General features: G+C 38.8%; 19 protein-coding genes. 15 read left to right on the forward strand and 4 right to left on the reverse strand.

Annotated features, from left to right (window positions below):
• Nucleotides 1–7: 7 nt before the first annotated feature.
• The 10 genes from J7E57_RS20610 (at nucleotide 8) to J7E57_RS20655 (ending at nucleotide 13,078) form a co-directional block, all read left to right on the forward strand.
• Nucleotides 8–1,840 (forward strand): RagB/SusD family nutrient uptake outer membrane protein, encoded by a 1,833-nt coding sequence (locus tag J7E57_RS20610; protein ID WP_215125488.1) that lies wholly within the window; start codon nucleotides 8–10, stop codon nucleotides 1,838–1,840.
• A 61-nt stretch (nucleotides 1,841–1,901) separates the two neighbouring features.
• Nucleotides 1,902–2,873, forward strand: a complete 972-nt coding sequence (locus J7E57_RS20615; protein ID WP_215125489.1) for a hypothetical protein — start codon at nucleotides 1,902–1,904, stop codon at nucleotides 2,871–2,873.
• A gap of 82 nt (nucleotides 2,874–2,955) precedes the next feature.
• Complete coding sequence (locus J7E57_RS20620; RefSeq protein ID WP_215125490.1) at nucleotides 2,956–3,936, forward strand: basic secretory protein-like protein; 981 nt, start codon at nucleotides 2,956–2,958, stop codon at nucleotides 3,934–3,936.
• Nucleotides 3,937–4,274: 338 nt separating this feature from the next.
• On the forward strand, nucleotides 4,275–4,946 hold the full coding sequence (locus J7E57_RS20625; RefSeq protein WP_215125491.1) for a basic secretory protein-like protein: 672 nt from the start codon (nucleotides 4,275–4,277) through the stop codon (nucleotides 4,944–4,946).
• Between the two features lie 35 nt (nucleotides 4,947–4,981).
• Complete coding sequence (locus J7E57_RS20630; RefSeq protein WP_215125492.1) at nucleotides 4,982–7,270, forward strand: GH92 family glycosyl hydrolase; 2,289 nt, start codon at nucleotides 4,982–4,984, stop codon at nucleotides 7,268–7,270.
• A 166-nt stretch (nucleotides 7,271–7,436) separates the two neighbouring features.
• A complete protein-coding gene (locus J7E57_RS20635; protein WP_215125493.1) occupies nucleotides 7,437–8,840 on the forward strand; it encodes a DUF1080 domain-containing protein in 1,404 nt (467 codons plus the stop codon).
• An 11-nt stretch (nucleotides 8,841–8,851) separates the two neighbouring features.
• A complete protein-coding gene (locus J7E57_RS20640; protein WP_215125494.1) occupies nucleotides 8,852–10,813 on the forward strand; it encodes a hypothetical protein in 1,962 nt (653 codons plus the stop codon).
• Between the two features lie 557 nt (nucleotides 10,814–11,370).
• Nucleotides 11,371–12,060, forward strand: coding sequence for a ribose-5-phosphate isomerase RpiA (gene rpiA, locus J7E57_RS20645; protein WP_215125495.1), 690 nt, complete (start codon nucleotides 11,371–11,373; stop codon nucleotides 12,058–12,060).
• A 362-nt stretch (nucleotides 12,061–12,422) separates the two neighbouring features.
• Complete coding sequence (locus tag J7E57_RS20650) at nucleotides 12,423–12,812, forward strand: LiaF transmembrane domain-containing protein (RefSeq protein WP_215125496.1); 390 nt, start codon at nucleotides 12,423–12,425, stop codon at nucleotides 12,810–12,812.
• An 83-nt stretch (nucleotides 12,813–12,895) separates the two neighbouring features.
• Nucleotides 12,896–13,078 carry a hypothetical protein gene (locus J7E57_RS20655; protein WP_215125497.1) on the forward strand — a complete coding sequence of 61 codons (183 nt, stop codon included), beginning with the start codon at nucleotides 12,896–12,898 and terminating at the stop codon, nucleotides 13,076–13,078.
• Nucleotides 13,079–13,335: 257 nt separating this feature from the next.
• On the opposite strand, the gene J7E57_RS20660 is transcribed toward J7E57_RS20655, so the two are convergent.
• Nucleotides 13,336–14,322 (reverse strand): GlxA family transcriptional regulator, encoded by a 987-nt coding sequence (locus tag J7E57_RS20660; RefSeq protein WP_215125498.1) that lies wholly within the window; start codon nucleotides 14,320–14,322, stop codon nucleotides 13,336–13,338.
• A gap of 144 nt (nucleotides 14,323–14,466) precedes the next feature.
• Here J7E57_RS20660 and J7E57_RS20665 point away from each other — a divergent pair, with 144 nt between their 5' ends.
• The 5 genes from J7E57_RS20665 to J7E57_RS20685 all read left to right on the forward strand — a co-directional run bounded on the left by J7E57_RS20665 (nucleotide 14,467) and on the right by J7E57_RS20685 (nucleotide 18,279).
• On the forward strand, nucleotides 14,467–14,877 hold the full coding sequence (locus tag J7E57_RS20665; protein ID WP_215125499.1) for a transcriptional regulator: 411 nt from the start codon (nucleotides 14,467–14,469) through the stop codon (nucleotides 14,875–14,877).
• Nucleotides 14,878–14,882: 5 nt separating this feature from the next.
• A complete protein-coding gene (locus tag J7E57_RS20670) occupies nucleotides 14,883–15,296 on the forward strand; it encodes a VOC family protein (protein WP_215125500.1) in 414 nt (137 codons plus the stop codon).
• Nucleotides 15,297–15,298: 2 nt separating this feature from the next.
• A complete protein-coding gene (locus tag J7E57_RS20675) occupies nucleotides 15,299–15,676 on the forward strand; it encodes a DoxX family protein (RefSeq protein WP_215125501.1) in 378 nt (125 codons plus the stop codon).
• Nucleotides 15,677–15,832: 156 nt separating this feature from the next.
• Complete coding sequence (locus tag J7E57_RS20680; RefSeq protein WP_215125502.1) at nucleotides 15,833–17,152, forward strand: DUF3887 domain-containing protein; 1,320 nt, start codon at nucleotides 15,833–15,835, stop codon at nucleotides 17,150–17,152.
• Nucleotides 17,153–17,310: 158 nt separating this feature from the next.
• Complete coding sequence (locus tag J7E57_RS20685) at nucleotides 17,311–18,279, forward strand: YihY/virulence factor BrkB family protein (RefSeq protein ID WP_215125503.1); 969 nt, start codon at nucleotides 17,311–17,313, stop codon at nucleotides 18,277–18,279.
• A 6-nt stretch (nucleotides 18,280–18,285) separates the two neighbouring features.
• Here the strand turns inward: J7E57_RS20685 and J7E57_RS20690 are convergent, their stop codons facing one another.
• From J7E57_RS20690 to J7E57_RS20700, 3 genes are all read right to left on the reverse strand, one after another.
• On the reverse strand, nucleotides 18,286–18,708 hold the full coding sequence (locus J7E57_RS20690; RefSeq protein WP_215125504.1) for a secondary thiamine-phosphate synthase enzyme YjbQ: 423 nt from the start codon (nucleotides 18,706–18,708) through the stop codon (nucleotides 18,286–18,288).
• 261 nt (nucleotides 18,709–18,969) lie between these two features.
• Nucleotides 18,970–20,004, reverse strand: a complete 1,035-nt coding sequence (locus J7E57_RS20695; protein ID WP_215125505.1) for a DUF2157 domain-containing protein — start codon at nucleotides 20,002–20,004, stop codon at nucleotides 18,970–18,972.
• Between the two features lie 123 nt (nucleotides 20,005–20,127).
• Nucleotides 20,128–22,341: a cation:proton antiporter gene (locus J7E57_RS20700; protein ID WP_215125506.1), complete on the reverse strand. Its 2,214-nt coding sequence runs from the start codon at nucleotides 22,339–22,341 to the stop codon at nucleotides 20,128–20,130.
• Between the last annotated feature and the right edge of the window lie 39 nt (nucleotides 22,342–22,380).

Consider the following 22,380-nt stretch of genomic DNA (forward strand, 5'->3'; position numbering starts at 1 on the left):
AAAAAGAATGAAAAAAATATTGATATATACAGTTGGCGCATTGCTGGTAGTAGGCAATTATGGCTGTAAGAAATTTTTAAATCAAGTACCTGATGATAGGCTTACCTTCGATCAGATGTACGAAAAAAAGGCTACTGTTGATCGTGCATTAGCAAATGTTTATTCTACCCTTCCTGATCAGAACCAGGATCGTGCACCATCAGTAAATGGAAATATTGGCCCGTGGACGGCTGCTTCTGATGAAGCAGATTATACCTTGCCCAATTTTAGTGAAAACGTGAATACAGGCGCATGGGATGCAACAAGTGGACAAGTAAATTATCACTGGCAAAACTTTTACCGTGGTATACAGGCTGCAAGTTCCTTCATGGCAAATGTAACCAAATGTACAGATTGTAATCTTGGAGGTATTGATATTGCTAATCGTTATTACAACGAGGCCAGGGCCTTAAGAGCTATTTATTACTACCATTTGGTTAGGCAATATGGCCCGGTTGTGTTATTGGGAAATGATCCGATCGCATCTGATGCACCATTAGCTGAAATAAGTAAGCCACGTAACTCTATGGACGAATGTATTGATTATATTGTAAGTGAGTTAGATGCAACAAGTGCACGCCTTCCTGCTACCCCACAAGCGAGTGAAGATTATGGGCACATTACAGCATCTGTTGCTGATGCCTATAAAATCAAAGCGTTATTAACAGCAGCCCGTCCATTGTTTAATGGTAATACTGATTATGCGGGTCTTAAAAATCAAGATGGTAAACAATTGATCAGTCAAACTGCCAGTGCTGCAAAATGGACCAGATTGGCTACCGCTGCTAAAGCATTTTTAAATAACCCAAACTATTCTAGTTATGCACTTTATAGTGTTGCTGCTACACCAGCTGGTTTGCCAAATACGGCATTTAACAGAGCTTTTATAGCCACAAGGGATGTGTTTTTAAACGGTTGGAACTCTGAGATCATTTTCGGTAGAGGAGGTGATGTAACACTTTATCAATATTCATTAGCCCCTAACCATAATGGTGCTTCTGGTGGCGATAAAGGCGGTTCATTCTTATCTCCATCTCAACAGTTGGTTGATGCATTCTTTACCGTAAATGGTTTACCTATAGAAAGCGATCCAACTTATACTGCTAACGGAACATCAAGTTATCAGGCACCAGATCCTAACGATCAAGGTGCTACAAGGGCAATTAGTAATATGTTTGTTAACCGTGAACCACGTTTTTATGCCGATATTACGTATACTGGTCGTAAATGGATTAACACCTCTTCGAATATTATTACCGATTTTACCAATAGTGGTAATGCGGGTAAAGGAGCCATTGCGAATAACGATTATAGCAAAACTGGTTACACTTCAAGAAAACATTTAACGGTTGCAGGTTGGACATCTGGTAGAACTATTTTCACCACGATCAGATTGGCAGAGATTTACTTAGATTACATTGAGGCGTTACAAGAGTCTAATCCTTCAGATCCTGATATCTTAATCTACCTAAATAAAATCCGTACCAGGGCAGGCATTGCACCATACGGAAGTGGTGCTGGCGCATTACCAGTGCCAACAGATATGAGGGATGCGATCCGCAGAGAAAGACGTGTTGAATTGGCTTTCGAATTAGATCGTTATTTCTACACCAGAGAATGGAAAATTGCAGAAACTACCGATACACAGATCAGGGGTTTAAATATTGTTCAAAACGCACCAGGATTTTTTACACCAGTGGTTACTGAAAACAGGGTTTTCCAAAAGAAACACTATTTGTGGCCTATACCAAATGGAGAAATTCAAAAAGTTCCTGTAATAGTACAAAATACAGGCTGGTAAAATACATATAGTACTGGGTGTTTCACTCGGTGCTTTTTTTTAAATAATTAATACTAGCGCTATGAAAAAAATTTTATCGTTATCGGCAATTGTACTATTTGCTGTGTTAGCTTGCAACAGTAAAAAAGCACCAGTAGAAACCGTAAAGCCACCGCCACCGTTGGATGAAAGTGTAGATCCACCAGATACACCACCAAAAACATGGAAGGAGCATTGGTTTGAGCATGTTCAATTGCTAAACCGAGTTTATTATGATACTAGCGTAGTGGTTTATTACGATGGCGATGTTAAACCAACTATTACCTGGCCAAAAATCTACATGGCAGAAGCCTGGAACTATACCAAAAAAACTTACGGCAAATTCGGAGATGATAGCCGCTTATTTGTAATTTATCATGCAGGTAAATATAGCGGAGGACATCCGGGTACTTACCTAGACGCAGGCCATGATTATAGAAACGTAACAGATTGCGGTGCCAGCAGCTTCGATGCCTGGACTACCGGCGTTGATAATGATATTGATTTGTCTACTCACGAAATCGGCCACATCGTAGAAGGAGCATCAAAAGGGGTAAAAGAATCGCCGGCTTTCGATATCTGGCATGATAGTAAGTGGATGGAGATTTATCAATACGATGTGTATTTAGGCTTAAATAGAACCACCGATGCACAACGTTGGTACAATAAAATGATGACTGTTACCGATAATTATCCTAAGGCAGGAACACAATGGTTCAAGAATTGGTTTCTTCCAATTTATGATAACTATGGTAAAGCAAAGGTTTTAAATGGTTTCTTTGGCTTATTGTCTCAACAATTTCCTAAACAACAAATTACAGTGCAGGGCAAAAGCTATCAACAATATACTAGAAAAATAAATTTTGGCGAGTTTATTCACTTTTGGAGCGGTGCCGCGAAAGCAGATTTGGCACCACTTGCATTAACGGCTTTTGGACCAAAGGACGAAAAAGGAGCAGACTGGGCTCCAATGCTGGCCAAAGCCAAAACAGATTTCCCAGCCATCGCTTATTAAATTATAATACAATAAACCAAAAGAAATGATTTTGCCAATAGCAGAATCATTTCTGCTTTTTCAAAAACTCACACATAAAATCATGATTAAGAAGTTATTAATATTTGTGTCGATATCCTTTATAGGCGCTAATACTTTCGCTCAAAACAGAGAAAAAGAATACAAAGTTACCATCAATGATAAAGATAGCGCAACAAATGCCATTGTAGATGCTAAACTTAAGGCTGCTTTTATCCACGTTTACCCAAAATTTGCCATGGCCGATGGGTATCGTACCAAGAGAAAGGTTGAGCTAACATTTGCCAACAACGAAACCGAAACCATTAAAGCTAAAGCAGGAGAAATTAAGGTTAATAGCGGTTGGGTAAAAGGTAAATCGCAATCTAAAATCGATAAAGAATTATTTAATGCACTCTCAAAAAACTGGGTTTCTTACAGTAAAGAAAAACACAAAGGGTATGAATTAACATTTATCAGCAAAGATCCAAATTTAGATCCGACCGTAAGAAAGAAGTTAATTGCTACTTATTTCGAAATCTACCCAACCCTAGTTAAAACATTTAACGATAAATCTACCCACGATGTGTTATTTGTGGTGGACACAGCTTACAAAGCAGTTGCAGAAGCAAGCGGAAATAGAATTTTGTTTAGTGCTGCTTACATGAAAGCACATCCAACCGATATTGATGTGGTAACACACGAAACCATGCACATTGTTCAGGGTTATGGCTATAGTGCTGGTCCGGTTTGGCTAACCGAAGGTATTGCCGATTATGTACGTTATAAATATGGTGTTGATAATGTAGGCTCGAAATGGAGTTTGCCAGATTATAATGCAAAGCAGAGTTATAAAAATAGTTACCGTATTACCGCGAGGTTTTTTGCATGGTTAGAGCAAAATGTTAAACCTGGCTTAATTGCTACTTTAGATCAACAGTTAAGAGCGCATCAATACAAGGAGGAATCTTGGGCAGCCTTAACCGGAAAAACTGTCGACCAGCTATGGGAAGATTACAGCAAAGAACCACAAAAGGTAAGCCTTACTTACAGCAGCAAAAAATAAGAAATTTATCTACATGGAACGCCGTCATCTCGACTAAAACGCAGTGGAATGGAGAGATCCATCTAGACAGATTTAGCTTCGCTGAGCAATCGTGGTTTTCGACTCCGTTGCACTCCGCTCGAAATGACGACCACTTAAAAGAAAATTTACAAAGAAGCCAAGTTTTATAAGATATGTGCAAATAAAAACTGCCTGCTCCAGTGCGTGTTTTGTAAAAATAATAATCACCAAAGTAAAATTTTTGATCATTTACTAAATCGTTTTACATATTATATTTATTTTGCAGAACTAAACAGGCTAACCAAAGTAACAATCCATCACAATAAAAATATAATCAGATGAAAAAAATATTTACTTTTTCAATCTTCCTAATGTTTGTTTCGGCTTTTTCAGCTCATTTAAAAGCACAGGAAATCACAAAGAAAAGTGGTTATACATTATCGTTCGAGAGCAATTTTAAGGAATTAGACCCTCAATTGAAGAAACGGTTAATCAAAACTTTTTTCGAAGTTTACCCAAAACTGGCCAAAGCGTATAATCCAGCTACCATAAAAGAAGTGAAATTTTTTGTAGATACAGCTTACAAAGGCGTGGCGGCAACTGCTGATGGTAAAGTAACTTTCAGTTCGATCTGGATGGTGAAACATCCTGAAGATATTGATGTAGTAACCCACGAGGTGATGCACATTGTACAAGATTATGGACGAAGCGTTGGCCCGGGCTGGTTAACAGAAGGTATTGCCGATTATGCACGCTATAAATTTGGCGTAGATAATGAAGGCGCCAAATGGTCGCTACCTGCTTTAAAGCCAGAACATAGTTATAAAAATAGCTACCGCATTACTGCAGGTTTTTTTGCCTGGATGGAGAAAAGTGTAAAACCAGGTATAATCAAAACGGTTGATGCTTCTTTAAGAGATCACACTTATACCAAAGATATCTGGACAAAATTAACGGGTAAAGATTTAGATGCGCTCTGGGCAGATTACGTTAAAAATTCGGAAGTTTAAAATAAATACCAGCATATAAAACACAAACACAACAAATGAAAAGATTATTTATCGCTTTATTGAGTGTTGCGGCATCAACCAGCTTCGCGCAAACAATAGGCAAAATTACAGATCCGGTAGATTGGATAAACCCTTTAATGGGAACGGCATCCAAGCCATCATTATCTAACGGAAACACCTATCCGGCAATTGGTTTGCCATGGGGAATGAATATGTGGTCGCCACAAACCGGTAAAAACGGTGATGGATGGGCTTATGTTTATGAGGCCGACAAAATCCGCGGTTTTAAACAAACACATCAGCCTTCGCCCTGGATGAACGATTACGGCGCTTTTTCTATTATGCCCGTTACCGGCAAATTAAAATTCACAGATGATGACCGCGCAAGCTGGTTCAGCCATAAAGCAGAGGTTTCTAAGCCATATTATTACAGTGTTTATTTAGCAGATGCTGATGTAACCACCGAAATTACGCCAACAGAACGCGCTGCCCAGTTCAGGTTTACCTTCCCTAAAACGGATAGTGCTTATGTGGTAGTAGATGCACAGAATAAAGGTTCTTACATTAAAATTATACCGGCAGAAAGGAAAATTATCGGTTATACCACTAAATATGCCCGTGGCCCACTGCCTAAAAATTTCAAAAATTACTTTGTAATCTATTTCAACAAAGATTTCAAATTGGCTAAAACCTGGGATGATAAAAAACTTAACGATAAAGATTTAGAATTAACTGTAGATCATGCCGGTGCTGTTATTGGTTTCGCCACACAAAAAGGCGAGCAGGTAATTGCAAAAGTGGCCTCTTCATTTATCAGTTTTGAGCAGGCCGATTTGAACCTAAAAAGAGAATTGGCTAACGATGGTTTCGATGCTACGAAAGCAAAAGGTAGAGCAACTTGGAACAAAACCTTAAGTAAAATTTCGGTTGAAGGGGGTACGATTGATCAAACCCGTACTTTCTATTCAGCAATGTACCGTACCTTATTCTTCCCCAATAAATTATATGAGATTGATGCACAAAACCAGATTGTACACTGGAGCCCTTACAACGGACAGGTTTTACCAGGCTATATGTTCGCTGGTACGGGTTTCTGGGACACTTTTAGGGCATTATATCCATTCTTAAACCTGGTTTATCCTTCAATCAACAAGGAAATGCAACAAGGCCTAATCAACGATTACAAAGAAGGCGGTTGGTTGCCAGAGTGGAGCAGTCCGGGTTATGCAAACATTATGGTGGGGAACAACTCTGCTTCGGTAGTTTCTGATGCTTATATTAAAGGTATGCGTGGTTACGACATTGAAACGTTATGGCAGGCTTTAAAACATGGTGCAAATAACGAGGGGCCTATGGAAGCCGTTGGTCGCGACGGTGTTAAATATTACAATGAATTGGGTTATGTGCCTTTCGATGTGAAAAAGAATGAAAATGCCGCTAAAACATTAGAGTATTCTTACGATGACTTTACCATTTATCAATTGGGAAGAGCTTTAGGCAAACCGGCTTCGGAGATAGATACTTATAAGAAAAGAGCTATGAATTACAAAAATCTTTTCGATCCGGCTTCGGGTTTAATGCGTGGCAAAAATCAGGATGGAACTTTCCAAAGCCTATTCAGTCCATTTAAATGGGGCGGTGCATTTACCGAAGGTAACAGCTGGCATTATACCTGGTCTGTTTTTCAGGATGTTGATGGCTTAGCCAAATTAATGGGTGGCCATAGTAAATTTGTAACCAAATTGGATTCTGTGTTCTCTATGCCTCCGGTATTTGATGAGAGTGCCTACGGTGGTGTAATTCACGAAATCCGCGAAATGCAGATTGCAAACATGGGCCAGTACGCACATGGTAACCAACCGATCCAGCACATGATTTACCTGTATAACTACGGTGGTGCACCTTATAAAACACAATATTGGGTAAGAGAAACCATGAACAGAATGTATAAACCTACTCCTGATGGATATTGTGGTGACGAAGATAACGGGCAAACTTCTGCCTGGTACGTTTTTTCGGCAATGGGCTTCTATCCGGTAACACCTGCGGTTGATCAGTATGTTTTGGGTGCCCCTTTGTTTAAAAAGATAACTGTTACTTTAGAAAATGGTAAAACTGTGGTGATTAATGCAGCTGCCAATAGCGATAACAACCGTTATGTTCAGTCGTTACAGATGAACGGTAAACCATATTCTAAAAACTGGATCAGCCACAGTGGTTTGCAAAAAGGTGCGGTGTTAAATTTCAATATGACAGCAACGCCGAATAAAACCAGAGGTTCAAATCCAGCTGATTTCCCTTATTCATTATCAACAGAAAAATAGAAAAAACAATAGAGACTGTATCATAAATATAGAATTGTCATCCCGTCCAAAGGACTCCTACGGAGAGCCTGTCGAAGGACGGATTAAGTTTACGCTTTATGATACAGTCTCATATTTTAGGAAAAATCTTTAGTCCTAATTGGGCTAAAACTAACAAACCAAGTATATGAACATTTCAAAGACGGGTTTTACAGCCATTTTCTGGCTTTGCGGAACCCTGTTGGCATTTGGCCAGCGTATTGATCTCAAAGATCTTTCAGCCTTTAAAAATCCTTCAAATTCATGGTCGCTCGCCCAAAATGTGGTGGCCGACCTAAACACCGAAAATGTTTTAAAAACAACCAAAGGTGAAGGGATATTGATTAATCAATCTACAGCAAAAAAAGCGGGTTCTGACTTATATACCGTAAACGAATACGGTGATGTAACAGTAGAATTAGATTATTTAACTGCAAAAGGGACAAATTCTGGTATTTATCTTCAAGGTAATTACGAAATTCAGATTGATGACGCATGGGGACTGAAAAACCCAAGTTCATCAAACAATGGTGGTATTTACCAACGTTGGGATGATAGCAAACCTGAAGCCGAAAAAGGGTTTGGAGGTGTTGCTCCCCGTCAAAATGCAAGTAAAGCGCCAGGTTTATGGCAGCACATTAAAATTATCTTCCAGGCACCAAAATTTGATGCATCAGGAAAGAAAACGCAAAATGCTAAAATTATCAGTACAGAACTAAACGGTGTACTGATTCACGAAAATGTTGAGCTATTTGGTGCAACGAGAGGAGCAGCAGGAGCCGAAAAAGCAAAAGGACCTTTACGTTTACAGGGCGATCACGGTTCGGTAGCGTTTAGAAATATCCAGATTAACGAACTATCAGAAATTCCAAAACCAAACCAAAACGGTGGGGCAGATCCAATTTACATTGAAGCAACAAGCAACAACATGATCAGAAGTTTTGTTGATGTTGCGCCAAGAGTACGTTCGGTACATGCTATTTCGGTAGGCGGACCAGAAAAAGTTGCTTATAGCTACGATTTAGATAATGGTACATTATTACAAGGATGGCATGGCGATTTTATCGATGCTACACCAATGTGGGATGGCCGTGGAAATGGTACCTCGCGTGCTTTGGGCAGTGTTACCCGTTTTACTAAAAAGCCAATTTTAGCCATTGCAAAATTAGCGAACGATCAGGATAAGTGGATTGCTGATACTACTGGTACTGGTTTCAGAACCAAAGGTTATATAATGGATAAACAAGACCGTCCGGAGTTTAAGTACATCATTAATGGAACAAATGTTACCGATGCCATTAAAGTGATGGAGAATGGACAAGGTTTAACAAGAGAGATTGCCGTTGATAAAGCATCAAAAGATCTATATTTTCTATTGGCAACCGCTTCTAATATCGAAGAAGTAGCCAAAGGTTTATACCTGTTTGATGATAAATCTTACTATATCCAACTTGCTGAAGGATCTGCTAAACCAGTAATCAGAGAAGTTGATGGCAAGAAAGAAGTTATCGTAGCTATTGGAACTAAGTTAAATTATACCATTTTGTTTTAATTGGAATGACAATGAGAAATACATTTAAAAAATTAGCAATACTGGCATTAAGTTTTAGCTTTACTACAGTTTTTGCGCAAGAAACACCGAAAGAAGAAGATTTTTTCAGAATAAATAAAGTACGCGTACCCGAAGGCCCTATTTTAGAAGTTGGTGGTCTGATTACTTTGCCAAATGGCGATTTAGGCATTTCTACCCGTAGAGGAGAAGTGTACATTGTAGAAAACCCTACAAGTGCCAAGCCTTACTGGCGCAGGTTTGCTTATGGTTTGCACGAAATTTTGGGCATCGCCTATAAAAATGGTGCATTATATGTAGCACAGCGCGGCGAGTTGACCAAACTGGTTGATAAAGATCAGGATGGCAAAGCCGATGTTTACGAAACCATTTATGCATGGCCGTTAAGCGGACATTATCACGAATATAGTTTTGGGCCGAAGTTAATGCCCGATGGTACTTTTATGGTTACCGGAAACGTGGCCTTTGGCGATGAAGAATGGTGGAGAGCAGAAAGCCGTGTGCCGATGCGTGGTTGGGCCATGAACATTACTGAAGATGGTAAAATGAGTCCTTATGCTGCGGGTTTTCGCTCGCCAGCGGGGATTGGCACTATTGATGGCCAGTTTTATTATACTGAAAATCAGGGCGACTGGGTAGGTTCAGGTGGTTTATGGAAAGTAAATAAAGGTGATTTTATGGGGCATCCGGCCAGTTTAAGATGGACCAATTTACCAAACTCTCCGGTTAAACTGCAGTCAGATTTCTTTTACTCGCAAATAGACGAGCGTAGAACCAAAAACGAACAAGGAAGATACATTAAACCAGAAAATAGGGTAAATGAAACATTCAAAACCTTATTCGAGATGAAGAAAGTATTCCCTGAATTACGTTTGCCATCGGTTTGGTTGCCATATGGTATTTTGGGAATCTCTTCTGCAGAACCTGTTAAAATTCCTACAAATACATTCGGCCCGTTTGCTGGTCAGATTTTAGTCGGCGATCAGGGAATGAGTATCATTTCGAGGATTTTTATGGAAACGGTTAAAGGTGAGGAACAAGGCGCCGCCTTCCTTTTCCGTAAAGGTTTCCGTTCAGGCGTATTGAGATTAGAGTGGGGTACTGACGGTTCGTTATTTGTTGGTGAAACCAACCGCGGTTGGGGATCGGCAGGTGATGCTAACGAAGGTTTAGAAAGACTGATATACAATAATAAAACCCCTTTCGAAATGAAAGCGGTTAGGGCAATGCCTGATGGTTTTGAAGTGGAGTTTACCATGCCTGTAGATCGTAAATCGGCTGAAGATTTAGCTTCATATGATGCAGAAAGCTTTATTTACAAATATCATCCTGTATATGGTTCACCTCCTGTAAACACCGAGAAACTAAAAATATCAGGGGTTAAAGTTTCAGCAGATGGTTTAAAAGCCAGAATTATTGTACAAAACCTTCGTCAATATTATATCCATACCTTAACATTAGATGGTTTAAGATCTCAAGATGGTTTTTATTCTTTAGTTCATCCGGTAGCTTATTATACCTTGAACCAGATTCCCGATGGAAATAAACTTTCTACCAGTGAAGTAAGTACTAAAAACTCGGCGGCACCGGTAAATGCTCCTGCTAAGAAAACAACCGCTCCAAAGGCAACAACCGGGAAAGCGCCTGAAGCAAAAGGAGCGGCTACTCCGGTGAAGCCTACAACTACGACTAAAGCACCTACCTTTAAAGAAGTTGAGGGTTTATTAACAAAAAATACTTGTCTGGCCTGCCACAATCAAACCAAAAGACAGATTGGCCCGCCATTCGTAGAAATTGCAAAACGTAAGTATTCAGCAGAGAAAATATTTCAGTTGATCCACAACCCACAGCCACAAAATTGGCCGGGTTACTCAACAGAAATGCCTCCAATGCCACAAGTAACCAAAGCAGAAGCTTTAAAAATTGCAGGCTGGATAAATTCTTTAAATAAATAAGTGAGTTTAATTGTTAGGAAACGGTTGGTAGAAATACCAGCCGTTTTTTTGTTATAAAAGAAATGGGGATTCCACTATTGCAGAATCCCCATCATCTAAATTAACGCTCTCATATACATAAACGCTATAAAAACGATTTATTGTATTGTGCGTAAAATTTTTCCGCCTTGATTTGTGTGAGGTAGTTGAGTCGTTGTGAGTCATCGTCATTTGGATCCGATAGCTATCGGATGAAGCACAGTCCCGAACCTTCGGGAGAGAAATCTATTATCAGAAAATTCCGTCATTGCGAGGTACGAAGCAATCTTAATGTTTTGGCTATAACAGCGGTCGTTGTAAGATTGCTTCGACGGCTGAAGAAGCCTGCTCGCAATGACGATCTGCTTATTGGGACGTTAAAATACCTAAAAAAGAAATGGGGATTCCACTATTGCAGAATCCCCATCATCTAAATTAACGCTCTCATATACATAAACGCTATAAAAACGATTTATTGCATCAGTAGTAAATTTTTTTTCGTTTTTGCGATGTTTATCATTTAAACCTATTTTTACTTTATGGCTACTATAGATAAAACGCAACAAGATGCAGAAAAACTAGCGGCTGCCCTGGCTGCAGTAAAATTTGTTAAAGATGGTGATGTAGTAGGTTTAGGTACGGGATCTACCACGACTTTTGCCATTAAAGAATTAGGTAAACGTGTAAAAGATGGGCTAAAGATAAAAGCTGCTGCAAGTTCCATCCGAACAGAAGAACTCGCGAAATCTTTGGGCATCGAAATTCTTGATCTCGGGCATTTAAGCGAAATTGATATCAGCATCGATGGAGCCGACGAATTTGCAGAATCACTCGATCTGATTAAAGGCGGAGGCGGGGCGCTGTTTAGAGAGAAGATAATTGCTTCACTGAGTAAAAATGCCATCATCATTACCGATGCTTCGAAAAAAGTTAAAAAACTGGGCGTATTTACTGTTCCTGTTGAGGTAATTCCATTGGCCTATCAATACGTGTCCGATCAGATTAATGAGCTTGGTGGAAAGGGTATATTGAGGTCTGTAGCTAACAAAACATTTATTACCGACAATGGTAACCTGATTATCGACGCCGATTTCGGCCTTATTGATGATCCTGCAAAATTATCTGCTAACCTGAACCAGATTAACGGATTATTGGCTCATGGATTATTCATTAACATCACTTCAAAAGTAATTATGAGCGAAGGAACGGATATAATCATTTTCGAATGATAGTTGGTTCATTTGTTCATTAGCCATTAGTTTCATTTGTGCCCCTTATTTCGTTATTGTTAAGCGGAATGACGACAAAATCTTAATGATTGAGATTATTTCTCTTAATTATATTAACTTCTTCATGGTGATCCAAATTTTTAACATTAAGGAGTTAAGAAAATTAAGTTTTAATTCCGTCTTCTTTGGTGTTTACGCAGCAAAACTGACATTTTCACCGATAAATCCTCCCTCCCTCAAAATTTCATAATTTTTTTACCGACAGTTTTATTTCACTCACCGATAAAACATCACAACTGAGGGAAAAGCCATTCCCCGGCATTGGTATTCGTGATACATTTGAATCATAAAAACAAACAGTCATGGAAAATTTAATCAAAAAAAATCACGCAGATAAACAATTTGGTTTAGGTGTTTTAATCATCGCAATCGGTTCGGTGTTCTTGTTAAGAAATTCTGGTATAGATGTTCCATACTGGATATTGAAATGGCACACCATCATGTTAGGCGTAGGTTTGTGGATGGGTTACCGCAAAAACTTCCAGGGCAGCAGCTGGTTAGCCTTAACTATAATAGGTGGTTTATTTACCCTTAGAGCGATAACTATTTTTGATTTCGACCTGTCAAGAATCAGTACAGCTTTAATATTAATCGGATTAGGATTGTATGTAATTCTAAAACCTAAAAAAGTGCAAAACTTCGATCAGTATTTTGAAAAGAAACCTGTTGATTTTACTGATAAAGAAAGCTAAAATTCTTAACTCCATCATATATCTTAAAAAGGGACATTTTTTAACAATGCCCCTTTTTTTTATTTGAAACAACGTGCCTAAAAATGCGTGATAGATTATTTAGCTACTTAACCATCATTTCGACTGAAGTGAAGCGGAACGGAGAAATCTGTTTAAGAGATCCTTCGACTACGCTACAATTGATAGACCCCAATAGAAGGGGCGTCATCTCGACTGTAGCGCAGTCCCGAACTTTCGGGAGAGAGATCTTTGTACCAAGTTATTGAGATCAAATTTAAAAGATTTCTCCACTGCGGTCGAAATGACGATATTTCAAGATTATTCACCTGCTTTATCCATCTATCATTTATATTGACTTTATACAATAAATTATCCCTCAGAATGACAAACAAAAAAGAAACGGGGATTCCACCCTTAGGCAGTATCCCCGTCATCTAAATTAACGCTCTCACATACATAAACGCTGTAAATAGAATATATTGTGTGCAGCTTAATTTTTTTTATTTTTTTTTCTATAAATGAGTTAAACCTGCAAAACAGGTACGGCTTTATGGTATTTGTTCCGGTACTCAATCGGTGTTAAACCGGTAATTTTTTTGAAAACATCTCTAAACGATTTTGTGTCTGTATAACCTACATCAAACATCACCTCAGTTATGTTTTTTCTGCTCGACTCGAAACTTCGCTTGGCAGCCTCAATTTTAACCCTTTGAATGTATTCAATTACTGTATTTTTGGTCGCACTTTTAAATCTCCGCTCAAAACTTCTTCTACCCAATGCCAGCATATCGGCCAGTTGATCTACCGTAATCCGATCCTGGTAATTGCCATCAATAAATTCCTGTGCCTTTTTGATTTTTGCATCTTCATGCCCCTTCTGTCCTTGAAACATCATAAAAGCCAGCTGACTCTCGCGATCGATATCAATAGCGAAGTATTTTGCCGCTAAAATGGCGGTATCTCTATCCGTATGTTTTTCAACCAGGTATAAAAGTAAGTTCCAGTAAGAGTTTGCACCACCGCTAGAGTATAAACCCTGAGCATCGGTAATAATACTACCATCAACCAGCTCTACTTCAGGAAACATCTCTCTAAACTGGTTGGCAAACAGCCAATGCGTAGAACATTTTCGCCCATCTAACAAGCCGGTTGCAGCCAGTAAAAATGCACCCATACAGAGCGAAGCTACTTCTGCACCTTTAGCATGATGTTTTATAATCCAGGGTAGTAGCTCCTGGTTAGCTTCCATCGCATAACCTATATTGCCGCTAATGGCTGGTACAAATATAAGATCGGTATGCTCAACCTCATGCAACAGTTTATCGGCGTGCACCGAAAAAAGGCTATTGTTTAACCTCACCTCTTTCGTCATCCCTATAAGCTCAACTTTAAAAAGCGGGAGTTTGCCCGATGCCTGTAAAAACTCGTTAACAGCGGTAAATAGATAGCGGGGATCTGCAATGGCTTCAATCACGGCAGTCTCTGGAATTAAGATAGATACATGTTTCATAATCCAAATATAACGAGGCTAATTGTCGTAAACAACCCCCGCAATTGTCGCTTCTACATATTTAGCTTGTTAATTTCTGCCCGTATGTTTGTGTTGTTAATCGTTTACAGTTGAATCTTTAAAGCGGTAATGCCGATAATGACAATGGAAGAGTATATTTTAAATGAGGATATTAAGGTAATGTGTATTACTGCCGAATCTTTCCCAAACGGAGTTTTAGCGGCACATCAAAAACTTCATGCCCTGTTTCCACTTGATAAGCAACGCAGGTATTTTGGAATAAGCAGGCCTAACGAAAAGCGGGAGATTATTTATAAGGCTGCCGTTGAAGAAATAACAGATGGCGAAGCTGAGAAATTTGATGTCGAAGCCTTTACCATAAAGAAAGGAACATTTATTAGTGAAGTGCTTTCCGATTTTATGAAAGATGTTAGCCAGATTGGGAAGAGCTTCGAAAAATTGCTCAATCAATCCAACATTGATCCAAACGGCTATTGCCTCGAAATGTATATTAACGAAACCGATGTGCGCTTAATGGTAGGCATCAAAAAATAAATCAATTGGCAAGTATAAATTCATATCTCACTTTTAATGGCAACTGCCGCGAAGCAATGACATTCTATCAGGGTTGTTTGGGAGGAGAATTGACCTTCGAAACCATTGGAGAATCGCTTATTGTTGACAAAATGCCCAATATTATGAAGCGGAGTATTATGCATGCTGTTTTGGCTAAAGATGATTTGGTGATTATGGCAACAGATATGGTAGAAGAACGCGGATTAATTAAGGGAAATTCGATTGCTATGATGCTGAATTGTAATTCGGAAGAAGAGGCCCAGGCTTTTTACCGTAAACTTTCAGCAGGAGGGAAGGCCTCGCATCCATTACAGGAAACATTTTGGGGAGCACTTTTTGGCGATTTAACAGATCGCTTTGGGAATAACTGGTTAATAAACTACGATAAAAACAAATAAATATGAAGAAGCTAAAAACATGGTATTGGATTGCCACCATTATTTTTGCATTAATGATGATTATGGATGGCGTTGGCGGAATTACTCAACAGGAAGCAGGCAAAGAAGTGCTTAAACACCTCGGTTACCCGATGTATCTGCTCATCATTGTTGGCATTGCAAAACTGCTTGGGGCGGCATCCATCCTTCAAAATAAATTTAAAGTCATTAAAGAATGGGCCTATGCAGGTTTTGCCATTAATTTTATCGGCGCCTTTGCCTCCAGGGCATTTGTTGGCGATGGCATATCGCTTTTAATCCCTCCACTTATTGCCCTGTTAATTATGTTTATCCCATACATTTTGTGGAAGAAACTGGCATCAAATGTTAAAATTAGTTAAAACTAAACGGCTAGTTTAGGTTGCGGCTTTTCAGAACCAAATATTGTTAACTTTGGGTATTGTAAACAACCAAACACAATACATGAACCATCATGATTTTTTAAATCCAGAAAAGGATTAATCATGAAGTCTCATTACCATTAAAACAAAACACGGATGAAAAAAAGCCTTTTATTTATAATCGCTTTATTATTTACAAGTACAGCATTTTCTCAAAATGTGATCCAGCTGTTCAACGGTGCAAACGACTTTTTTAAACTGTTGCAGGAAGAGAAGTTTAAAGATGCCCACGCTTTCTTTGACGATACTTTAAAAACGAAGTTAACGGAAGAAAGTTTAAAGAAACTTTGGGGAGATATTGGAGCAAAATATGGGAAGGCAGAATCGCTAGATGCCGTTCAAAGTAAAGCTCAGGGCGAGTTTTTCGCAGTAACGGTAGAAGGTAAATTTGCCAACGGGGATCAGAACTTTATTTTAGGTTTTAATAAACTACAGAAAATCGTCGGAATCTTCCTCGCGCCGTCGCGAAAAGCGGCCGCTTATTTAAAACCAACTTATGGTGATACCAGTTTATACAAAGAAAAATCGGTATATATTGGGCCGGCAGGAAAACAGTTGGCAGCCATTATCACCACGCCAAAAAATGCTAAAAATTTCCCTATCGTGGTCTTTGTGCATGGCTCTGGTCCGGCAGATATGGATGAATCAGTTGGTGCGAATAAACCCTTTAAAGATTTAGCTGGCGGTTTAGCCTCCAAAGGCATTGCTTCTGTTCGTTATGTAAAACGGACCTTAATCTATCCGAATGAATTTAATAAAGCATTTACAGTAAAAGAAGAAGTGCTGGATGATGCAACTGCAGCTATTGCACTCGCAAAAACTGTTGTTGGCGCTAATCCTAAAGCTGTTTATGTATTTGGCCATAGTTTAGGCGGAATGCTGGCACCTAAAATGGCCACCATTACACCTGATTTAGCAGGAATTATTTTGGCAGCAACACCTGCCAGAAAACTAACAGATATTATTGTTGATCAGAATAAGTATATGTTCGATCAGGCTAACGATACAACAGCTGCCTTTAAAAAGCAACTGGCAGATGCTTACGTGGAAATTGATAAAAGCAGGATTTCGCAGTTGGGAACTACCATAAAACCTGATTCTTTAATTTTAGGACTGCCTGCAAAATATTGGACAGATTTAAATACCTACAATCAGGTTGCTGTAGCAAAAAGCCTTTCGAAACCTAAAATATACGTATTACAGGGCGGTAATGATTTTCAGGTGGGCAAAGTAGATTTTGATTTATGGAATGCTGCCTTAAGTAAAAAGAAAAATGTGGTTCTTAAATTTTACCCGGATTTAAACCACCTGTTAAGTTCTCAAACCGAAAAGGGTACAATGGCCCAGTATCAAGCAGCGGTAAGCGTATCCGAAACTTTAGTTAACGATATTGCATCATGGATTAAGGCCAAATAAAATTAAATCATCTAATCGATAAAGAAAAGCTCCGACCAAATTCGGAGCTTTTTTTGTGCATTTAGTTTCTTTACATCCTGTATTCGCTCCATTAATTAACAAACAATTCAAAATATGAGCGGTTTAAGTTTAGAGCATCTCATCTTAAATCGTTTGTTATGGCAAAGAATAAAATCACATTAAAAGGAATATGGGGCATTTTAAAAGCATCGTTTACAGGATTTAATGATCATAAAGTAACGAAACTTAGTGGCTCATTAGCCTATTATACGGTGTTTTCCATGGCGCCACTGCTCGTGGTTATTATTTCTTTGTGCGGTATATTTTTAGGGAGAGAAATAGCCGAAGGACAGGTTTATGCCCAGCTTGAGGGATTTTTAGGTAGAGAATCGGCCGTTTCCTTACAGCAGTTAATCAAGAATGCTTATTTGGATGGAAAAAGTACAATCGCTTTAATTATCGGTATCATAACCCTATTAATTGGGGCGACTACCGTTTTTGGCGATATTCAGGATTCTATTAATACCATATGGGGTTTAAAACCGAAGCCGAAAAGAGGGTGGGTGAAGCTGTTGCAAAACCGTTTCCTATCGTTTTCTGTAATTATCAGTTTAGGTTTTGTACTGCTGGTTTCGCTAGCGGTTACATCTGTACTCGATGCCTTTAGTGATCGCTTGCAAGCCCGCTTTGCCGAAATATCTGTTGTCGTATTTTACATCCTTAATCAAATTGTAACCTTGGCTGTTATTTCATTAATATTCGGTGTAATATTTAAGGTATTACCAGATGCAATTATAAAATGGCATGATGTAATTGCTGGTGCAATAGTTACCGCTTTACTATTTATGATTGGTAAATTTGCCATTTCACTTTATATAGGGCAGAGCGATGTTGGGAGTACTTATGGCGCAACAGGCTCATTGGTAGTTGTGCTTTTATGGACTTATTATTCTTCTATCATTTTATATTTTGGTGCCGAATTTACCAAGGCTTATGCAGTTGCTTTTGGATCTGAAATTTACCCTTCTCATTATGCGGTTACCACAAAAGAAATTGAGATAGAAACAGGGCGTAAATCCATTCAGGATAATCATCCCGAAATTAAAAAAGAGGTTAAGAAAGTTTAAAATTATTTATTCGCCCCAAGCTGTAACGATTAATCTTCTTTGGCCGCCATGGTTGCGGTGCTCGCAAAGATAAATGCCCTGCCAGGTACCAAGCGCTAATCTACCGTTTCTAATCGGAATGGTTACTGAACTGCCCAAAAGTGCCGATTTTAAATGGGCAGGCATGTCGTCCGATCCTTCATAGTCATGCTCATAATCGGGATCATTTTCTTTTACAGTTTTATTAAAGAACATTTCAAAATCAACCCTAACCGTAGGATCTGCATTTTCATTGATGGTAAGCGAAGCAGAAGTATGCTGTATAAAAACCTGGCAAATGCCAATGTTAATCTCATCAATTTGAGGTAAAGCATCTTCAACCTCGTCGGTAATGATATGGAAACCCCTTCTTCTTTCTCTAAGTGCTAAAGTTTGTTGGTATATTTTCATTGATTTTAATTCATTTTAGATTTCTGGAACATTGTATCGCGGAAATTGATATATTTTCAGATTGGTCAGACGCTGTCTGACTTTTTCAATTCAGGGCGATCCGTCATGTTGAATTTATTTTAAAAGCAGAATAGTACTTTAATTGTCTTGTAGCTACTTCGTGGTCAGCATCTTTCTTGTGTTTAGGACCCTGAAATGAATTCAGGGTGACGATCGTAAGAAATTCCATTTAAAATCACCCTTTAAATTAACCATAAGATTTTATTTCAAAAATTCTACATTCCATATTTTCTCTGCTTTTCTGCCAATCAACCAAAAAGATGCAGCCATTACAGAAAAAAACAAAGCTTTATGCCAGCTGTCCCAGAAATACTCAAAATAGCGCGTGTAGAGGTTAATGAAGAGAAAGGTAATGCCAAATTCGCGGGCAATGTCATCACGGTATTTTAAACCAAAGAGCGTACTTGCTACACAGACAGCTCCTGAAATTAATGCCCAATAAAACAAGCTTAGTTGCCTAACCTTATACCATTCTTCTAAACTGGCAAAGTTGCCAAATACTGATAAGGCCCAAAGCGAGACAAACAAATAAACCATTCCTGCGATATAAGTAACCTGAAAGAAGTTGTGTGTTTTGGGGAAAGCTTTCATAATAAACGACGCTGCGGTTAATGCAGCGCCAAAAACTACAAAGCGCAAAGGATAATTCATGCCAAGGAAGTAATAATTCCAACGGCTTAAATAACCTGTTTCGGTACCAAACCAGGCACCTAAAGATATCAAAGCAAAAATCCAGATTAAACGCGAATTGAATATATAACCTAAAGCACCATAAATGAAAACTGATATTAGGATAAGGATGGAGAAATTGCCAGATCCATTGTCTAGTACCTTCCCGAAATAAGCAATGGCATTTGCGGTAAGTAAAATTGCTGAGAAAACGATAGCTTCATTACTAAACTTTAAATGGGCCAGTTTCTTTTTTCGCTTAAAACCTAAGATATAAAGCCATGCTGCCAATCCGCCAGAAACAATAGCAATTACGATGTTTGGTGTATTGTAAACCCGTTTTAAATAGTTTAAGATGGAGTTATCAATGAGTAGCGAACCTAGTGCAATAAAACCACAAGCCAAAGCTACCCAAAAAGCATACTGTGCCAGGCGTAACCAATCGAAGTTTTTGGCTTCATAACTTTTGCGGAGTTTATCGCCGGTTTCGTTATTAATTAAGCCGTCACTTTGCCATTGCTCAATCATATCATCAAGAAACTCACTCTTTTCTCTATCAACTTTCATAGGTTAGGTTATATACGAAGATAGTTTTTTTGGTCGGAAGTCAGAAGTCAGAGGGCCGCAAGAGAAAAAACATACTATCTATGCATCTAGACTCCCGACTTCGGACTAATGACTTGGGACTAACTAAATAACCTCCTTGATCTTCTTGTTATTCCCTACAATCCAGATTACATCACCGTTATCGAAAACAAAGTCAGAAGAAGGATTTAATATCCGATCAGTACCTCTTTCTATACCAACAATTAAGGCCTGTGCTTTTTCGCGGATACCTGCATTTCTAATACTCAGGCCATAAACAGGCGATTCGGCATGAACAATAACCTTTTGTAAGGTCATTTCTTTATTCGGAAAATTACTTTCTTCGGCTGTTTCTGGGCTGTCTATTTCTAAAAGTGCTTTTACGGCTGCTAGTTGATCATCCGCACCAATCACCAACAGTTTGTCGTTTGGATAAAGCCGTTCATCTCTTCCGGGAGTTGGGATATTGTTTCTTCCGCGTTCGATTAAGGCAATATTTACCCCGTATTTTTCCCTGATCATTAATTCGGTAAGCGTTTTTCCAACCACTTCCGATTCGGGAGAGACAGTGAGTTCTGTTAAGTGGGTATCCCAGGGTAAAATATTCGGTTTTTGGCTCTCACGTGCATTTAAGTTCAGCATGAAACGCCTTTCCAGTTTATCATAAAAAGACTGCAGTTTTCTGGAGAAGATAACCATTCCTAAGATGATCAGTCCCAGCGCAATCACAGCAGCAATCCAGGTATCAAAAAACTCATACATTAAAAAACCTACAAAGAAAATGCCTAAGGCAATTCTGAAAAACTCGATTGCGATTAACGGACCACGGGTATACTTTTTGTTCAACCAAAGGTGAGAATAGGCTGTTCTTTGAATCCTTCTGATCGATAATGCCCATAAAAATGGCGACATTAAAATGAACGAAACCACTACGCTGATAATAATAGAAGTTAAACTGTTGGCAATATTGCTCACAATAAATGGCTGAACGTACCTGTAGGCCAAAAATATGATGGCTATGATGATTACCGAGTGGATAATCGTATTAAAGATATAAGACCTTAATAAAACCTTCCAATCGCTTAACGTAGTAATTCCTTCGGTACTGGAGCTGTATCTTTCTATACCATCTAACCATTTTTTGGGTAAAACACGGTTCAAATACTGGTAAAAAGGTTCAGATAGTTTAATTAAATATGGCGTGGTAAATGTAGTGATCGCCGCTGCTGCTACCGCGATAGGGTAAAGGAAATCGCTGGTTACTTTAAGGGTTAAGCCTAATGAGGCAATGATGAATGAAAACTCACCAATCTGCGCCAAACTCATGCCCGATTGTACCGAAGTTTTTAACGGCTGGCCAGATAATAACGCACCTAAAATGGTAAATATAATTTTCCCGAAGATAATAACCATGGTAGCCACTAAAATTGGAACCCAGTATTTAACCAGCATTGCGGGATCAATCAGCATACCAACCGAAACAAAAAATACTGCTGCGAATAAGTCTTTTACCGATTTGGTTAAATGTTCGATTCTTTCTGCTTGTGTAGTTTCGGCTAAAATGGAGCCCATTATAAACGCACCCAAAGCAGGAGAGAAGCCCACCTTATCGGCCAGTAATACCATTACCAAACATAACGCTAAAGATACCACCAACATGGTTTCGTCGTTCATTAATTTCTTGGTTGCTTTAAGAAATGAAGGAACCAGGAATATTCCGCCCAAGAACCAAAGTACCAGGAAAAAAGCCAGTTTTAAAATGGAATACAGCATTTCTGTACCTGCCGATTGCTGACTAACCGCCAGGGTAGAGAATAGTACCAATAACAAGATGGCAACCAGATCTTCAACAATTAAAACTCCGAAAACCAGACCAGCAAACTTTTTATGCTTTAAGCCAAGTTCTTCGAAGGCTTTAATGGTAATCATGGTTGATGAGATGGATAAAATTCCACCTAAAAATAGACTGTCCATGTCTTTCCAGCCCATACCTTTACCAACGAGATAACCGGCCAAAATAATAAATAAAACTTTTACAATCGCGGTGATGGAGGCAGAACCACCAACTTTAACCAGTTTTTTGAAACTGAATTCTAAACCTAAACTGAATAAAAGGAAAATTACGCCTATTTCGCCCCAAATATTGATGCTTTTTGTATCGGTAACTGAAGGGAAAAAATCTAAATGTGAGCCAACCAACAGGCCGGCCAGTATATAGCCTAAAACCAGCGGTTGTTTAATTCGTTTAAATATGAGAGTAGTTATTCCTGCAGCAGCAAGGATTAATCCTAAATCGGCTATTAAATCGGGTAAATGCATCTATATAAAAGGGTAATGATGTTTAAATAATTTATTTCC

The organism is Pedobacter sp. ISL-64, assembly GCF_018613605.1.
In the GTDB taxonomy this organism is placed as follows: domain Bacteria; phylum Bacteroidota; class Bacteroidia; order Sphingobacteriales; family Sphingobacteriaceae; genus Pedobacter.

Coding starts and splice junctions, on each gene's coding strand:
- J7E57_RS20635 (WP_215125493.1), top strand. CDS start 7,437: ATGAACATTTCAAAGACGGGTTTTACAGCCATTTTCTGGCTTTGCGGA.
- J7E57_RS20660 (WP_215125498.1), bottom strand. CDS start 14,322: ATGAAACATGTATCTATCTTAATTCCAGAGACTGCCGTGATTGAAGCC.
- J7E57_RS20625 (WP_215125491.1), top strand. CDS start 4,275: ATGAAAAAAATATTTACTTTTTCAATCTTCCTAATGTTTGTTTCGGCT.
- J7E57_RS20655 (WP_215125497.1), top strand. CDS start 12,896: ATGCGTGATAGATTATTTAGCTACTTAACCATCATTTCGACTGAAGTG.
- J7E57_RS20685 (WP_215125503.1), top strand. CDS start 17,311: ATGGCAAAGAATAAAATCACATTAAAAGGAATATGGGGCATTTTAAAA.
- J7E57_RS20665 (WP_215125499.1), top strand. CDS start 14,467: ATGGAAGAGTATATTTTAAATGAGGATATTAAGGTAATGTGTATTACT.
- J7E57_RS20620 (WP_215125490.1), top strand. CDS start 2,956: ATGATTAAGAAGTTATTAATATTTGTGTCGATATCCTTTATAGGCGCT.
- J7E57_RS20695 (WP_215125505.1), bottom strand. CDS start 20,004: ATGAAAGTTGATAGAGAAAAGAGTGAGTTTCTTGATGATATGATTGAG.
- rpiA (WP_215125495.1), top strand. CDS start 11,371: ATGGCTACTATAGATAAAACGCAACAAGATGCAGAAAAACTAGCGGCT.
- J7E57_RS20675 (WP_215125501.1), top strand. CDS start 15,299: ATGAAGAAGCTAAAAACATGGTATTGGATTGCCACCATTATTTTTGCA.
- J7E57_RS20650 (WP_215125496.1), top strand. CDS start 12,423: ATGGAAAATTTAATCAAAAAAAATCACGCAGATAAACAATTTGGTTTA.
- J7E57_RS20690 (WP_215125504.1), bottom strand. CDS start 18,708: ATGAAAATATACCAACAAACTTTAGCACTTAGAGAAAGAAGAAGGGGT.
- J7E57_RS20630 (WP_215125492.1), top strand. CDS start 4,982: ATGAAAAGATTATTTATCGCTTTATTGAGTGTTGCGGCATCAACCAGC.
- J7E57_RS20700 (WP_215125506.1), bottom strand. CDS start 22,341: ATGCATTTACCCGATTTAATAGCCGATTTAGGATTAATCCTTGCTGCT.
- J7E57_RS20615 (WP_215125489.1), top strand. CDS start 1,902: ATGAAAAAAATTTTATCGTTATCGGCAATTGTACTATTTGCTGTGTTA.
- J7E57_RS20680 (WP_215125502.1), top strand. CDS start 15,833: ATGAAAAAAAGCCTTTTATTTATAATCGCTTTATTATTTACAAGTACA.
- J7E57_RS20640 (WP_215125494.1), top strand. CDS start 8,852: ATGAGAAATACATTTAAAAAATTAGCAATACTGGCATTAAGTTTTAGC.
- J7E57_RS20610 (WP_215125488.1), top strand. CDS start 8: ATGAAAAAAATATTGATATATACAGTTGGCGCATTGCTGGTAGTAGGC.